The organism is Bradyrhizobium sp. 62, assembly GCF_023073035.1.
Taxonomy (GTDB): Bacteria; Pseudomonadota; Alphaproteobacteria; order Rhizobiales; family Xanthobacteraceae; genus Bradyrhizobium.
Window position 1 is genome coordinate 1,612,143 of sequence record NZ_JADPIT010000015.1, and the last position, 14,694, is coordinate 1,626,836.

At 64.1% G+C, this 14,694-nt stretch carries 11 protein-coding genes and 1 pseudogene; 4 read left to right on the top strand and 8 right to left on the bottom strand.

All coding sequences use genetic code 11. From position 1 onward, the window contains the following. Window positions 1–129, top strand: a pseudogene (locus tag IVB47_RS18430) (amino acid ABC transporter ATP-binding protein); the annotation flags it as partial. A gap of 98 nt (window positions 130–227) precedes the next feature. Then, window positions 228–1,088: a D-amino-acid transaminase gene (locus IVB47_RS18435; RefSeq protein ID WP_027565485.1), complete on the top strand. Its 861-nt coding sequence runs from the start codon at window positions 228–230 to the stop codon at window positions 1,086–1,088. 127 nt (window positions 1,089–1,215) lie between these two features. On the opposite strand, the gene IVB47_RS18440 is transcribed toward IVB47_RS18435, so the two are convergent. From IVB47_RS18440 to IVB47_RS18450, 3 genes are all read right to left on the bottom strand, one after another. After that, window positions 1,216–1,677, bottom strand: a complete 462-nt coding sequence (locus IVB47_RS18440) for a carboxymuconolactone decarboxylase family protein (RefSeq protein ID WP_247463025.1) — start codon at window positions 1,675–1,677, stop codon at window positions 1,216–1,218. A 29-nt stretch (window positions 1,678–1,706) separates the two neighbouring features. After that, entirely contained in the window at window positions 1,707–3,323 is a 1,617-nt protein-coding gene (locus IVB47_RS18445; protein ID WP_247463027.1) for an MDR family MFS transporter, read from the bottom strand. A 115-nt stretch (window positions 3,324–3,438) separates the two neighbouring features. Beyond that, window positions 3,439–4,620 carry an HlyD family secretion protein gene (locus IVB47_RS18450; RefSeq protein ID WP_247463029.1) on the bottom strand — a complete coding sequence of 394 codons (1,182 nt, stop codon included), beginning with the start codon at window positions 4,618–4,620 and terminating at the stop codon, window positions 3,439–3,441. A gap of 275 nt (window positions 4,621–4,895) precedes the next feature. On the opposite strand from IVB47_RS18450, the gene IVB47_RS18455 reads away from it, so the two are divergent. After that, on the top strand, window positions 4,896–5,807 hold the full coding sequence (locus IVB47_RS18455; RefSeq protein WP_027565481.1) for a LysR family transcriptional regulator: 912 nt from the start codon (window positions 4,896–4,898) through the stop codon (window positions 5,805–5,807). Here IVB47_RS18455 and iaaH read toward each other — a convergent pair. Then, window positions 5,802–7,235 carry an indoleacetamide hydrolase gene (gene iaaH / locus IVB47_RS18460; RefSeq protein WP_247463030.1) on the bottom strand — a complete coding sequence of 478 codons (1,434 nt, stop codon included), beginning with the start codon at window positions 7,233–7,235 and terminating at the stop codon, window positions 5,802–5,804. The two genes, IVB47_RS18455 and iaaH, sit on opposite strands and share 6 nt — an antisense overlap. 75 nt (window positions 7,236–7,310) lie before the next feature. After that, window positions 7,311–10,760, bottom strand: a complete 3,450-nt coding sequence (locus IVB47_RS18465) for an indolepyruvate ferredoxin oxidoreductase family protein (RefSeq protein ID WP_247463032.1) — start codon at window positions 10,758–10,760, stop codon at window positions 7,311–7,313. Window positions 10,761–10,910: 150 nt separating this feature from the next. Here IVB47_RS18465 and IVB47_RS18470 point away from each other — a divergent pair, with 150 nt between their 5' ends. After that, complete coding sequence (locus IVB47_RS18470) at window positions 10,911–11,366, top strand: Lrp/AsnC family transcriptional regulator (protein ID WP_027565478.1); 456 nt, start codon at window positions 10,911–10,913, stop codon at window positions 11,364–11,366. Between the two features lie 42 nt (window positions 11,367–11,408). Here the strand turns inward: IVB47_RS18470 and IVB47_RS18475 are convergent, their stop codons facing one another. The 3 genes from IVB47_RS18475 to IVB47_RS18485 are packed head-to-tail and all read right to left on the bottom strand — an operon-like array spanning window position 11,409 to window position 14,666. Continuing rightward, window positions 11,409–12,194 carry a fumarylacetoacetate hydrolase family protein gene (locus IVB47_RS18475; RefSeq protein WP_247463034.1) on the bottom strand — a complete coding sequence of 262 codons (786 nt, stop codon included), beginning with the start codon at window positions 12,192–12,194 and terminating at the stop codon, window positions 11,409–11,411. A gap of 15 nt (window positions 12,195–12,209) precedes the next feature. Next, a complete protein-coding gene (locus IVB47_RS18480) occupies window positions 12,210–13,577 on the bottom strand; it encodes an LLM class flavin-dependent oxidoreductase (RefSeq protein WP_247463036.1) in 1,368 nt (455 codons plus the stop codon). 36 nt (window positions 13,578–13,613) lie between these two features. After that, window positions 13,614–14,666, bottom strand: coding sequence for an Ldh family oxidoreductase (locus tag IVB47_RS18485; RefSeq protein WP_247463037.1), 1,053 nt, complete (start codon window positions 14,664–14,666; stop codon window positions 13,614–13,616). Window positions 14,667–14,694 lie beyond the last annotated feature (28 nt).

Here is a 14,694-nt window from a genome sequence, read left to right on the forward strand (position 1 = left end):
AAGGTTGCCAACCGCGTGATCTTCATGGACCGCGGCGAGATCGTCGAGGACGCCCCGAAGGACGATTTCTTCGGCAAGCCCCGCAGCGACCGCGCGCAGAAGTTCTTGTCGAAGATCCTGTCGCATTAATTCTCGCGTTATTCCGGGATGCGCCGAAGGCGGGTTTCAGGGCGTCGCCAAATCCCGTATAACCGCACCAAATCTCTCTTCCCGCCAGGAGACCTGCCTTGGATCCGATCGCCTATGTCAACGGCTCATTCGTCCCGCTCTCGGACGCCAAAATTTCGGTGCTCGATCGCGGGTTCCTGTTTGCCGACGGCATCTACGAGGTCTCGGCCGTGCTCGACGGCAAGCTGATCGACAATGCCTCGCATCTGACGCGGCTGGAGCGCTCGGTCGGCGAGATCCAGCTGAAGCTGCCCGAGACGGTCGAGCGCATCACCGAGCTCCAGAAGGAGCTGATCGCGCGCAACAAGGTCGAGAACGGCCTCGTCTATCTCCAGGTCACCCGCGGCGCCGACAAGGGCCGCGACTTCGCCTTCCCCAAGGGCGACGTCAAGTCGAGCCTGGTAATGTTCACGTCGGAGAAGGACATCATCAACGCCGCCTCGGCCAAGACCGGCATCAACGTGATCACCGTGCCCGACATCCGCTGGGAGCGGCGCGACATCAAGAGCGTGGCACTCCTCGCGCAAGTGCTGGCAAAGCAGGCCGCGGCCGAAGCCGGTGCGGGCGAGGCCTGGATGCTGGAAGACGGCTACGTCACCGAAGGCGGCTCGTCCTCGGCGTTCATCCTGACCCAGGACGACGTCATCGTGACCCGCAAGAACTCCAACGCGATCCTGCCGGGCTGCACCCGCAAGGCGGTGGTGGCGCTGGCGGAAGAGCGTCAGCTCCGCGTCGAGGAGCGTTCCTTCACGGTCGCCGAGGCGCTCGCCGCCAAGGAAGCCTTCGCCACCTCGGCGTCGCTGTTCGTCCAGCCGGTGGTTGCGATCGACGGCAAGAAGGTCGGCGACGGCAAGCCCGGCCCGCTTGCCGCGCGGCTGCGCGAGATCTACGTGGAGTTCGCCAAAGCGACGGCGGTTTAAGCGGCGCACTCGGTGTCACCGCCCGCGAAGGCGGGCGATCCAGTCCGCCGCGCGGGCGGTGATTAATCTCGCTGTCTCTGGAATACTGGATGCCCCGCCTGCGCGGGGCATGACAGCGAAGAACATCTTACGCCACCGACGCCTTCACCTTCACCGGGTGAACCGCACGGAACGCGATCGCGATTCTGTTCCAGGCATTGATGGCGCCGATCAGCATGGTCAGGTTCACCGTCTCCGCATCGGAGAATTGCGCGCGGACCTGCTCGTAGATGTCATCAGGCGCGTGCGTCTCGGAGATCAGCGTCACTGATTCGGTCCAGGCCAGCGCCGCGCGCTCGCGGTCGGTGTAGAGCGGCGATTCGCGCCAGGCGCTGAGTAGATAGATGCGTTGCTCGGTCTCGCCGCGCTTGCGGGCGTCCTCGGTGTGCATGTTGATGCAGAAGGCACAGCCGTTGATCCGCGCGTCGCAGATCTTGACGAGCTCGATCAGCGATTTCTCGAGGCCGGTCGACTGGATCTGCTCTTCCAGCGCCATCAGCGCCTTCATCGTGTCGGGTGCGGCCTGGTAGAAATTCATGCGGGGTTTCATGGTCGTTCTCCTTGCTTGCTGGGGTGATGTCAGTGGGCGCCGCCGGCCGAGGCGGGGCCGGCCTTCTTCAGGAAGAGGGTGGCGATCAGCGCGACGATCAGTGCCACGCCGAGCAGATAAAAGGTGTCGCTGAAGGCGAAGATATAGGCCTGCTTCTGCACGATATGGCCGATCGCAACATAGGCGCGATGCAACGCGTCCGCCCGTTCGAGAATGCCGTGATTGACGAAGTATTGGGTGAGCTGTTCCAGCCGCGTCCGCGTCGCCTGCTCGAACAGCGAGACCGACTGCATCAGCACGTTGGAGTGATACTGCTCGCGCTTGGTCAGCAGGGTCTGCAACAGCGCGATGCCGACGGCGCCACCGAGATTGCGCATCATGTTGAACAGGCCGGAGGCCGAGCCCGCGTTCTCCGGTTCGATGCCCGAGGTCGCCACCGCAGACAGCGGCGCCATCACCAGCGCCTGGCCGATCGCACGAACCACATTGGGCCAGAGCAATTGATCGGCGGCATAGTTGCCGGTCATGTAGATGTTCATGAAGTTGGAGGCCGCGAACAGGACGAAGCCGACGCCGATGATGAGCCGCGCATCGAGCTTCTGCATCAAGCGCGGCACCAGCGGGATCAGCAAGAGCTGCGGCAGGCCGGTCCATGCCAGCACCATGCCGATCTGCTCGGCATTGTAGCCTTGGATGCGGGCCAGATATTGCGGCAGGATGAACACCGAGCCGTAGAGCGCGATTCCCAGCAGGAAATTCGCGAGCATGCCGAAGCCGAAATTGCGGCGGACCAGCAGGCGCAGGTTGAGGAGCGGCTTCTTCACGGTGAGCTCGATGATCAGGAAGGCGGTCAGCGCCACGGCCGCGATGACGGACAGCTTGACGATGAAGGGCGAGCCGAACCAGTCGTCCTTGTTGCCTTCCTCAAGCACGGTCTGCAGCGCCGACAGTCCGATCGCCATGGCGATGATGCCGGCCCAGTCGCCGTCGCGCAGCAGCCCAAGCTTCATGGGCTTTGCATCGAGCGCGTACCAGAGCATGCCGACCATGATCCCGCCCGGGACGACATTGACGTAGAAGATGTACTGCCAGCCAAAATTTTCGGTGAGATAGCCGCCGATGGTCGGGCCGATCGCGGGCGCGAACGTCGCCGACAGCGCGAACAGCGCAAGGCCGACCGGCTGCTTTCCGCGCGGCAGCAATGTGATGATGAGCGTGAACGCCATCGGAATCAGCACGCCGCCGGTAAACCCTTGCACCGCCCGCAGCACGATCATCTGCGGCAGGTCCTGCGCCAGCGCACAGGCGGCCGACAGGACCAGGAACAGGACCGCGTTGGTGAGCAGATAAATGCGGATCGAGAACACCTGCGCCAGCCAGCCCGAGAGCGGGATGACCACGATCTCCGCGATCAGATAAGAGGTCGAGATCCAGCCGCCATCGTCGATGCCGGCGCCGATCGCGCCCTGGATGTCGGCGAGCGAGGCATTGACGATCTGGATGTTCAGCACCGCCATGAAGGCGCCGAGTGTCGCGCCGATCACGGCAATCCAGGTCTTGGTGGAAACCACCGGCGTGGCGGCCGCGGCCGGAGCAGGAAGGCTGGCGGCGGAAGCGGCGTTCAGGGCGGGTTGGAGCGTGCTCATGAAGGGCCTCGTCTCGGGTACGGAGACAGGATGCATCAGGCGGATGGCTTCGATCATCGCGGAAGCGTGGGAAGGATCATCCGGCAGTACTTGATATTGCTGCCGGAGCCGGCCTTTAGCCTCCGTTGGGTCGCGCCGCATTATCGGCGAGGCGCTTGGCCGTCTCGCGCTCGGCCATGACGGCCTGTTTGGTGTCGATAGTCGGCGCCGCGGACATGCCGGGGCGCAGCAGCCCGGTCAGGCTGTGGTCGTCGAGCACGATCTTCACCGGCACCCGTTGCACGATCTTGGTGAAATTGCCGGTGGCGTTGTCGGGCGGCAGCAGTGCGAATTCAAGGCCGCTCGCCGGCGACAGGCTGTCGACATGGCCGCGAAGGGTCTGATTGCGAAAACTGTCGACGTGCAGCTCGACCGGTTGGCCGGCGCGGACATGAGTGAGCTGCGTCTCCTTGAAATTCGCCACGACATAGACTGCATCGAGCGGCACCACCGCCATCAATTGCGTGCCGGCCTGCACGAACTGTCCCACGCGCAGTGAGCGGGCGCCAACCGTGCCGTCGACCGGCGCGGTAATCTCGGTGTAGGAGAGATTCAGGGTCGCCTGCTCCGCGACCGCGCGCGCGTGCTCGAGCTGGGCTGTCGCCTGCGCGCGCTGGGTGGTGAGCACGTCGATCTTGCGTTGCGCGGCCACGAGGCCCGACCTGGCATGTTGCAGTTGCGCGTTGCTGGCGCGCAACGCGGCGTCAGTCTGTTGTGCGCGCTGAATCGTGCCTGAGCCCGACTTCATCAAATCGTCGTAGCGGGCGCGCTCCTCCTGCGCAAATTTCAGATTCGCGTCCGCAGCAGCGACATCGGCCGTGCTCTGCTCGATGATCGGCTGCTGGAGTTCGAGCTGGGCGTCGAGGTTGCGCACCGACGCTTCCGCCGCAGCGACATCGGCGCGGGCCTGGTCGAGCGCTGCCTTGAAGTCGCGGTCGTCGATCTTCGCCAGCAGATGGCCCGCTTTGACCTTTTCGTTGTCGCTGACCAGCACCTTGGCGATGTAGCCCGAGACTTTTGGCGCGACGATCGTGGAGTCGGCCTTCACATAGGCGTCGTCGGTTGTCTCGAGATAACGGCCGTTGACCCAGTAGTCGTGTCCGTAATGGACAATCGCTGCTGTGCCCGCGAGGAACGCGAGCGCCAACGCCGCCCGTCGAACCATATTCCGGGTCGGACCACGAACCGGCACCGGCGGTGAAGCTTGCAGTACCTCAGTCGCTTGCTGGAAGTTTTCGGTGCGGGGCATCTCGGACATGGCAGTCTCCTGTCGGGTGGCTGAGACTATCGGTCTTCTTCGCGCGATCGATAATCGGCGAAATACCGGAAGGATTATCCGCTGAGAGTGGATAGTCCGGGAATCCCGCCTTCGCGTATGGTCTACCGAGCCGGAGGTGCGACTGCCCCAGAGCGATTGCCGCCTCTGTCGCGGGATTGCGGCTAACCCATCCGCCATCCGCGCGCGAGCTAATCTGACGGATAATCGGACAGAATTCCTTGCGATTATCGACCAAGAGCGGATAATCAGTCGGCATGGACCGATTGACGAGCCTCGAAGTCTTTAGCCGGGTGGTCGAGACCGGCGGCTTCTCTGCAGCAGCCCGCAAGCTCAACATGTCGACCACGATGGTGAGCAATCACGTTCAGGCGCTGGAAGACCGGCTCGGGGTGAGGCTGCTTCAGCGCACCACGCGTAAGGTCAATCTCACCGAGATCGGCAAGGCCTACTACGACCGCTGCATCCAGATCCTCGCCGATATCGAACAGGCCGACGACATTGCGAGCGAATTGCAGTCGGTACCGCGCGGGACGCTGCGGATCCACGTCGCCACGCACATGGTGCCGTTCGTCGCGCCCGTGGTGGCGAAGCTCCTGTCGGCCTATCCAGAGCTCAAGATCGATCTGCGCATGGGCGAAGCGGACATCGACCTCATCGAAGAAGGCTACGACGTTGCCCTGCGCATGACCGCGCCGCCGGATTCGAGCCTGATCGTCCGCAGCCTTGCCACCTGGCGTCACGTGCTGTGCTGCTCGCACGATTATCTCGACAAGCACGGTCGCGTGCAGAAGCTCGATGAGCTCACGGCGCACAATTGCGGGCGCCATTTGAACTATCCCTTCGGCGACGATTGGCGCTTTTTCGATCGCAAGGGCGCGCCCGCATCGGTACGGATTTCCGGCAGCTTCATCACCAACAGCGGTGAGGCCTTGCGGAAGGTGGCGCTGGAAGGCGCTGCCGTCTGCCTGATGGCGGGTTTTCTCGTTCGGGACGATCTCGAAGCCGGTCGGCTCGTTCGCCTGCTGCCCGAGTACCGGCCGGTCGAGATGTCGATGAACGCCGTCTATCCGCACCGGCATCATCTGTCGGCGAAGGTCAGGACTTTCATCGACATGCTCGTGCATCACAGCGCCGAGCAGCAGAAGCTGATCAATCCGTATTCATGATTGGCGCGGCGGCGGCAATCGCTCGAACACGGCGTCGAGTGCCATGCCGATCGCAAGCAGGCCGCGATCGCTGCCCGCGGGGCCGTCCAATTCAAGCCCGATCGGCAGTTTGCTCCGGGCGCCGAGCGCGATCGGAATCTGGATGCCGGGAATGCCGGCATTGCTGCCGGGATCGGTGTTCTGGATGAACAGGGCGAAATTCTCCAGGCTGCTGGAATCGGGATTGGAGGCAATGGCGATACGCGGCGTGGTCGGGAAGGCGATGGCATCGAGCCGGTTGTCCGCAAAGGTCTTGCCGTAGAGCGCCTGCAGGGCGGGTCGCGCGGACCTGATGGCCGCGTCATAGATCGGCTCGGCATCGACCAGCGTATTGTCTGGACCTGGCAGCTTGCGCGGGATCACGAGGCCGTCATAGGTGCCCTTGACGTCGGGGCTCGCGATCTCCCGCGCCAGTGCGTCAATGGTGATGCCGGTGCCGCTATGCGCCAGATAGGCCACCATGTCGTCATAGGCCTCGTACAGCGCGACGGGAAAGCCGACCTGGACGTTGAGTTCGGCCAGATGCGGCATCTCGATCTCAACGATCGTGATGCCCTGCGTCTTCATTTTCGTGAGGGCTGCCTGGAATGCGGCGTCGGTGTCGGCGTCGAGATTGCTCAGCATCGTCTTTACGATGCCGATCCGCACCAGCCTCAGATCGGCCGCCTGAACGGCATCGCCACCTGCAATGACGCGGTCGAGCAGCGCGACATCCGCCGCGGTCGCTGCCATCGGACCCGCGGTGTCGCGGGTGTGCGAGATTGGCGCGATGCCAGCCTGCGGATAGCGTCCGACCGTCGGGCGGAGCGAGGCACATCCATTCAGCGCGGCGGGAACCCTGACCGATCCGCCAGTGTCGGTGCCGAGCCCGCCCGCGACGATCCGTGCGCCGATCGCGGCGCCCGTTCCGGAGGAGGAGCCGCCGGCGATCAGGGCGCGGTCATAGGCGTTGCGCACGCCGAACTCCGCGCCGGTCTTGAATGCGGTGTTGTAGCCGGAGATGCCGAAGGCGAGCTCGTGCATGCTGGTTTTGCCGATGATGACCGCGCCCGCCGCGCGCAGCTTTGCGACCACCGGCGCGTCGGCCCTCGGAACGTAATTTTTCAGCGCTGGCGTTCCCGCGCTGCAGGGGAGTCCTGCGACCTCGATATTGTCCTTGATCACGATGGGAACGCCGCCGAGCGGCTTGTCCTTGTTGTCCTTGTTGTCGTTCGCGTCGAATGCGGCCGCAGCTTTCAGGGCGCCGGCCTCGTCCAGGGTGACGAAGGCATTCAGATCGGCATTGGCCGTGGCGCGGGCGAGAGCTTCCGTCGTGAGTGCGGTGCTCGTGATTTTTCCGGCGCGGAGGTCGGCCACAGCCTGGGTCAGGGTCAACTGGTCGAAATCCATGAGGCGTCACCCCGTTGCAGGAGCGCCATCAGGGCGCGCCTCGGCTCCAGAGGCTGAAGCTTCGTCGGCACCCCGTCAACCGTAGGCGCGCATCTTTGCAGGTGATGGCGCGTCGAGCTCGGCGAACAGCCGCTCGACCTCGGCCTTTACCTTCCCGATCGCGGCGTCCTTAACCGGCCCGTAGCCCCGGATATCCATCGGCGCTTTTGCAATGGCGACCAGACTTGGCAGATGCGCCGCGTCGAGCCCGCCGAGCAGCCGTCTGATGACGCCGTCGTACCAGGTGATCAGTTCCCGCTCCGCGCGCCGTTCCGCCGTGTAGCCGAACGGGTCGAACGGCGTCCCGCGCAATCCTTTCAATCGCGCCAGCGTGGCAAGCGGCATCTGGATCCATCGCCCGAAGGCGCGCTTGCGCGGACGTCCGCGAGCGTCGCGCTTCGACGGCAGGAACGGCGGGGCGAGGTGATATTGGATGCTGAAGTCGCCTTCGAATTCGCCTTTCAATTCGTCGAGGAAGCCGCTCTGCATGTGCAGCCGTGCCACCTCGTATTCGTCCTTGTAGGCCATCAGCTTGAACAGCGCGCGCGCGACCGCTTCGGTCAATGCTCCGCTATTCAGTTTGGCTTCGGCCTTGCGAAGGTTTGCAACGAGTGCTCGATAGCGCGTTGCATACGCATCGTTCTGATAGGCCGTGAGGAAGTCGGCGCGGCGGTCGATCAGCTGGTCGAGCGTCTCTGCCTTGGGCGCGTCGTCCATCTTTGGCAAGAAGTTGGGATCGGCCGCTGCAATCCGGCCCCAGGCGAAAGCCTGCTTGTTGCGTTCTACCGCGACGCCGTTGAGCTCGATCGCGCGCAACAGCGCCGACAGCGAAACCGGCAGCAGTCCGTGCTGCCAGGCAAAGCCCAGCATGACGATGTTGGCATAGACGGCATCGCCGAGCAGGCGCTCGGCCAGCACGTTGGCGTTGATGGTGTCGAGATTGCCGTCGCCGATCACCTGGCCGATCGCGCGCAGGCGGGCAGGTGAGGCGAGATCTGCGTCGCGGAAGCGGACGACGTCGCCGGTCGGCATCTCGGCGGTGTTGACCGCGGCGCGCGTGCCTTTCCGATAGGTGCCGGATGCCTTTGGCGAGGAGCTGACGACGAGGTCGCAGCCGATCAGCGCATCGGCCGCGCCCTGGTCGATGCGGACCTGATGCAACGCGTCGGGGGATGCAGCCAATCGGATGTAGCTCAGCACCGGCCCGAATTTCTGCGCAAAGCCGGTAAAATCCAGCACCGAGACGCCGTTTCGTTCGAGATGCGCCGCCATGCCGATCAGCGCGCCGACCGTGATCACGCCGGTGCCACCGACGCCGGTGACGAGCAGATCATAGGGACGGTCGAGCGGTGCGGGCGCGGGCAGCGGAAGCGTGGCCGCGTGGCCGACCGGGTTGATCCGGCTCGCGCCCTTTTTCCGGCGCGTCGCGCCCTCGACGGTGACGAAGCTCGGGCAGAACCCGTTGAGGCAGGAGAAGTCCTTGTTGCAGGATGAGAGATTGATCCGGCGCTTCCGGCCGAACGGCGTCTCCTTGGGCTCCACGCTGAGGCAGTTGGATTCAACCGAGCAGTCGCCGCAGCCTTCGCAGACGAGATCGTTGATATAGGCGAAGCGTTTGGGGTCGGCCATTTGTCCACGCTTGCGGCGACGCCGTTTCTCTGTCGCGCAGGTCTGCTGATAGATCAGCACCGAGACGCCCGAGATTTCGCGCAGCTCGCGCTGCACATTGTCCATCTCTTCGCGCGGATGGATGGACACGCCGACCGGCAAGTCGCCGGGCGAAAATAGCGCTGGATCGTCCGACACCAGCGCGATGCGCGCAACGCCCTCGGCGCGGACGCTGTGCGCGATGGCGTGGACGCTGATCGGGCCGTCGACGGGTTGGCCGCCGGTCATCGCGACGGCATCGTTGAACAGGATCTTGTAGGTGATGTTGGCTTTGGCCGCGATCGCCTGCCGGATCGCCATCGAGCCCGAATGATAATAGGTGCCTTCGCCGAGATTCTGGAAAACGTGCTTGTTGCCGGTGAAGCGTGACGAGGCGGCCCAGTTCACGCCTTCGCCGCCCATCTGGATCAGGGACGATGTCTCGCGGTCCATCCAGCTCGCCATGAAATGGCAGCCGATGCCGGCCAGCGCCTTCGATCCCTCGGGCACCTTTGTCGATGTATTGTGCGGGCATCCCGAGCAGAAATAGGGCGTGCGCGTCGCACCAGAGACGTTGATCGTGCGCGCGGCCTCAGGCATCAAGCCGGCTGCGCGCGCGGCGAGATTGAGGCCCGGGAAGATCGGATCGAGACGGCGTGCGAGCACCCCAGCGAGCGCTCGCGGCGACAATTCGCCGATCCAGGAGATCAGCCGCGCGCCGGTTTCGTCGTGCTTTCCGACCATGCGATCGGGTTTTTCGCCCGGATAATCGTAAAAATATTCCTTGAACTGGCTTTCGATGATGCCGCGCTTCTCCTCGACCACGAGGATCTCGCGCTTGCCCTTCACGAACGCCATCGCGTCATGCAGCGCCAGCGGCCAGACCATTCCGACCTTGTAGATGTCGATGCCGATACTGCGGCAGGCTGCTTCCTCGAGACCCATCAGCCGCAGCGCTTCCATCAGATCGAGATGCGCCTTGCCCGTGGTGACGATGCCGTAGGTGGCGCCCGGGATGTCGTAGATGTGACGGTCGATCGGATTGGCCTTGGCGAAGGCGTAGACCGCGTGCTTCTTCGCCTCCAACCGCTCCTCGATCTGCGGGCCGGGCAGATCGGGCCAGCGATAGTGCAAGCCGCCGGGCGGCGGCGTGAAGTCCGGCATGTGGAAGGCGCGCTGCGCCCGCAGCGCGACGGAGGCGCCGGATTCCACGATCTCCGAGATCGCCTTGAAGCCGACCCACATGCCGGTGAAGCGGCTCAGGGCGTAGCCATATTCGCCGAATTCCAGATACTCGCTGACGCTTGCGGGGTGGAGCGTCGGCATGAACCAGCTCATGAAGGCCACGTCGGACTGGTGCGGCATCGAGGACGAGACGCAGCCATGGTCGTCGCCGGCGACCACCAGCACGCCGCCATGCGGCGAGGAGCCGTAGGCGTTGCCGTGTTTCAGCGCATCGCCGGAGCGATCAACGCCGGGGCCTTTGCCGTACCAGAGCCCGAACACACCATCGACCGCGCGGTCGGCTTGCGTCTCGACCTGTTGCGAGCCGAGCACGGCGGTTGCGGCAAGGTCTTCGTTCACTGCCGGGAGGAATTCGATGTGGTCCCGCTTCAGTCGTTCCTGGATGCGCCACAGTTCGAGGTCGATGCCGCCGAGCGGCGAACCGCGATAGCCCGAAATGAAGCCCGCCGTGTTCAGCCCCGCGGCACGGTCGCGCCGCACCTGGTCGAGCGCAATGCGGACGATGGCCTGCGTGCCTGTAAGGAAGACGCGGCCCACTTCGCGATCGTAGCGGTCGGAAAGCTCGTAGGCGTCGAGTGACGAAATGGCGTCCATGCGGGCCTCCCGCGGCATCCTTGCCATGGGAGAAGGGTAGGCCTGGGCGACTGGTAGGTCCTACCTATTTTCCCGAATAGAACATCCATTGTGGTAGGAGTACCCGAGATAATTTACAAAGCGGTAGATTAATCCATTTTGGTGCTTATCATGATCGAAGACCAAGACGCGCGGATTCTCGCCTATCTCCAGAAGGACGGCCGCGCCACCAACCAGCAGCTCGCCGACGCGGTCGGCATGTCGACGTCGGCGTGCTGGCGCCGGGTGCGCGCGCTGGAGGAGCGCGGTGCCATCCAGGGCTATGCGGCCCTCGTCGCGCGCGAGCAGGCCGGCTTTGCGATGTCCGCGATCCTCCACGTCTCGTTGGAACGGCACGACGCAAAATTCGTCGACGAGTTCGTCGCGCGGGTGACCACGCGGCGTGAGGTGTTGGAGTGCTTTGCGACCACGGGCGATGCCGATTACCATTTGCGCGTCGTCGTGCAGGACATGGCGGCCTACAACAGATTCCTCGACGACTTCATGTTCCGCATTCCCGGCATTCGCTATGTGAGAAGCAACGTGGTGCTGAAAGAGATCAAGACGGGCGTGGCGCTGCCGTTTTGAGGGCAGCGCTTCGTCGGGACGACACTGTTGGTGCAACGTGAGCTACCGCTCCTCCCGCACGAACCTGTTCCGCAACGTTCCGATGCCGGTGATGTCGATCTCCACGACGTCCCCGTGCTTGATATCAGGCGAGGCTCCGTCCGTGCCCATCCAGATCACGTCGCCGGGCCATAACGTAAAGTATTTGGTCAGCTCGACCAGGAACGGCACCACGCCAAAGATCATGTCGTTGGTGTGGAAGCGGTTGGTTTCCTTGCCGTTGACCCGGACGATCGTTTCCATCTTGTCGAGGTCGGCTTCGGTCTCGATCCACGGGCCCATCGGCTTGAACGTGTCGGCGTTCTTCGAGCGCCACAGGCTGCGGTCGGCCTTCTGCCAGCTGCGCTCGCTGACGTCGTTGCCGATGGTGTAGCCGAAGACGCAATCCATCGCATTCTGTTTGGTCAGGTGCTTGACCTTCTTGCCGATGACGACGACGAGTTCGCCTTCGTAGTGGATCTTGTCCGTAGCAAAGGACGGAATCACCACGTCCTCGTCATGCGCAATCAGCGCGTTTTGCGCGCGATAGCCGATCTCGGGGCGGTCGGGGACAGCAGGCACTTCGCCGCGCTTGTCGGCGGCTTCCTTCAGATGCTTGAGGTAATTCAAGCCGACGCAGTAGAAGGTGCGCGGAATCAGCGGCAGGTCGATTCTGACCTGCGACAGCGGATGCGTGCGCGAGGTGCGTTGCCATTCGCCGAAGGGATCGCCCTCGATCGCGATGACCTGGTCACCCTCGGCGATTCCCCAGGACGTCTTGTCCGCGGCGGTGAATTTCAGCCAGCGCATGCCGTGTCTCCGTTGTTATTCCGCGGCATCGCGCGGCTGCACTTTCCAGTCGCCGGCAGCCGGCCGCTTGAGCCCGAGATTTTCACGCAGCGTCTTGCCGCGATATTCCTTCTGGAACAATCCGCGCCGCTGCAATTCCGGTACGATATGTTGCACGAAATCGGCATAGGAGCCGGGCACATAGGTCGCGGCGATGACGAACCCGTCGCAGCCGCGTTCGACGAACATTTCTTCGAGCTTGTCCGCGATCTCCTTGGGGCCGCCAACCATCGCATCCTGGACCTGACCGCGGCCGGAGAAGGTGACGAAGTCGCGCGCGCTCGGATTGCTCTTGCCGGAGTTCTTGAGCACGCCGTCGCGGATGCCCAGAATGCCCTGCATGCTCTTCAATTCTTCCGTCGTCAGCGGCTCGTCGAGATTCTTGGAGGCGAAATCGTAGTTGAGCGCTTCGGCCAGCAGCGACAGCGCGTCGATCTGCAGCGGCAGCTTGTTGATCAGCGCCATCTTGTCTTCGGCCTCGGCTTTGGTCGCGGCGCAAACCGGTGTCGTCAGGTTGCAGAGAAACATCGCCTCCGGATCGCGGCCGGCTTTCGCGGCCTCGTTACGCACCGACGCATAGCCTTCCTTGGCGGCGGCGAGATTGCGTGCAGCGGTGAAGATCACCTCGCCCCACCGTCCGGCAAAGCGCTGGCCGCGGCCGGACGCGCCGGCCTGGATGATCACGGGATGGCCCTGATCAGAGCGCGGCACCGTGAAGGGACCGCGCGACTTGTAGAATGGGCCCTTGTGATCGAGCCGCTTCACCTTGGCTGGATCGGCGAAGCGGCCGCTCTTTTTGTCCATGATGAGCGCGCCGTCTTCCCAGGTATCCCAGTGGCCGAGCACGATCTCCATGAATTCGTCGGCGCGGTCGTAGCGGGAATCATGTTCGGGATGAGTGTCCCGCCCCATGTTGTGTGCCTCGCCGTCATTGAGCGAGGTGACGACGTTCCACCCGGCCCGTCCGCCCGACATCAGGTCGAGCGTTGCGAAGCGGCGGGCGATGTCGAAGGGCTCGAAATAAGTTGTCGAGCCGGTCGCCCCCAACCCGAGCTTCTCCGTAACCATGCCCATCGTCGTCAGCACGATCAGGGGATCCATCTTCACGCAGCGGATGCCGTATTCGACGGTGTGGGCGTGATCGTTGCCGTAGCGGTCCGGCATCGCCAGCCGGTCGTCGAAGAAGGCCATGTGGAACTTGCCGGCTTCGAGGATTTTAGCGATCTCCTGATAATAGTCCGCCGACATCGAATCGTCGCGCGAGTCCGGATGACGCCACGAGCTCGGCAAATTCGTGCAGTTCTGCGCCTGAAGGAAGCCGACCAGTACCATCTGCCGCGTCATGCTGCTGTTCTCCGAATTGCGTCAGGCCGAAATCCGTCAGGCCAGGTCGAGGACCGTATCGAGCCTGTACTCGCGCGCCAGCGCGCGCAGCTTTTCCCAGGTGGCATCCTCGATCTCGATGCCGTCGCGCAGGCGCTGCTGCTCGCGCACGCCCTCGATCTCGCCGGGATAGAACACGCCCTTGCTGCCCTCGGAGGGCGGGGTCGATTTGAGATAGTGCGCGAACTCGGCGACCTCGCGCTTGAAGTCGTGCAGCGGGCGAAACGCGGCGACTTTGAACACGGCCATGAAGCAGCCGTCATTGTGCCGGCCCGTGGGCTCGACGCCGAAACCGAGGCCGGTGAGCAGGCCGCACAGCACCTCGACCATGGCGGCGAGGCCGCTGCCCTTGTAGCCCTCGGTGCCGCCGAGCGGCAGCAGCGCGCCGCCCTTGCGGTATTGGGTCGGATCGGTGGTGTGTCGTCCCTCGGCGTCGATGATCCACCCCGGCGGGATCTCCTCGCCGCGGGCGACCGCGAGCTGGATCTTGCCGGCCGCGACCGCAGAGGTCGCCATGTCCAGGTAGAACGGCGCATCGAGATCGGACGGCACCGCGATCGAGATCGGATTGGTGCCGAGCCGTGCCTCCCTGCCGCCGAACGGCGCCACGTGCTTCGGCGAGCGGCCGGAATCCGCCGTTGCAATCCCGATCATCCCTTCGCGCATCGCCATCAACGGATAGGCGGCGAGGCGGCCGACATGGCTTTGCCGGAACACGGTGCAGGCGGCGACATTCGCCGTCTTCGCTTTCTCGATCGTCAACGCCATCGCCTTGGCGTTGACGTGGAAGCCAAACCCCCACTGACCGTCGATTACGGTCGTCGTCGGCGATTCCTGCACGATGGTCCATTTGGCGCCGGGCACGATGTGGCCGGCCTTGATCCGGTCGACATAGGTGGGAATGGCGATCACGCCGTGGGAGTCGTGGCCGGCGAGATTGGCGTTGACGCAGCCGCCTGCGACCGCGTCGGCCTCTTCCTCGGAAGCCCCGGCGGCACGAAGCAGCGCGGCGCTGATGCGCGTGAGGCGGTCGGCCCGGACGATCGGCATGGCGTTTCCTCAGGTCTCGCCCTTGGCG

Excerpts from the sequence above, each read along its gene's own strand:
- iaaH (WP_247463030.1), bottom strand. The coding sequence starts at position 7,235 with ATGGATTTCGACCAGTTGACCCTGACCCAGGCTGTGGCCGACCTCCGC.
- IVB47_RS18475 (WP_247463034.1), bottom strand. The coding sequence starts at position 12,194 with ATGCGCTGGCTGAAATTCACCGCCGCGGACAAGACGTCCTGGGGAATC.
- IVB47_RS18485 (WP_247463037.1), bottom strand. The coding sequence starts at position 14,666 with ATGCCGATCGTCCGGGCCGACCGCCTCACGCGCATCAGCGCCGCGCTG.
- IVB47_RS18450 (WP_247463029.1), bottom strand. The coding sequence starts at position 4,620 with ATGTCCGAGATGCCCCGCACCGAAAACTTCCAGCAAGCGACTGAGGTA.
- IVB47_RS18455 (WP_027565481.1), top strand. The coding sequence starts at position 4,896 with ATGGACCGATTGACGAGCCTCGAAGTCTTTAGCCGGGTGGTCGAGACC.
- IVB47_RS18440 (WP_247463025.1), bottom strand. The coding sequence starts at position 1,677 with ATGAAACCCCGCATGAATTTCTACCAGGCCGCACCCGACACGATGAAG.
- IVB47_RS18470 (WP_027565478.1), top strand. The coding sequence starts at position 10,911 with ATGATCGAAGACCAAGACGCGCGGATTCTCGCCTATCTCCAGAAGGAC.
- IVB47_RS18445 (WP_247463027.1), bottom strand. The coding sequence starts at position 3,323 with ATGAGCACGCTCCAACCCGCCCTGAACGCCGCTTCCGCCGCCAGCCTT.
- IVB47_RS18465 (WP_247463032.1), bottom strand. The coding sequence starts at position 10,760 with ATGGACGCCATTTCGTCACTCGACGCCTACGAGCTTTCCGACCGCTAC.
- IVB47_RS18480 (WP_247463036.1), bottom strand. The coding sequence starts at position 13,577 with ATGACGCGGCAGATGGTACTGGTCGGCTTCCTTCAGGCGCAGAACTGC.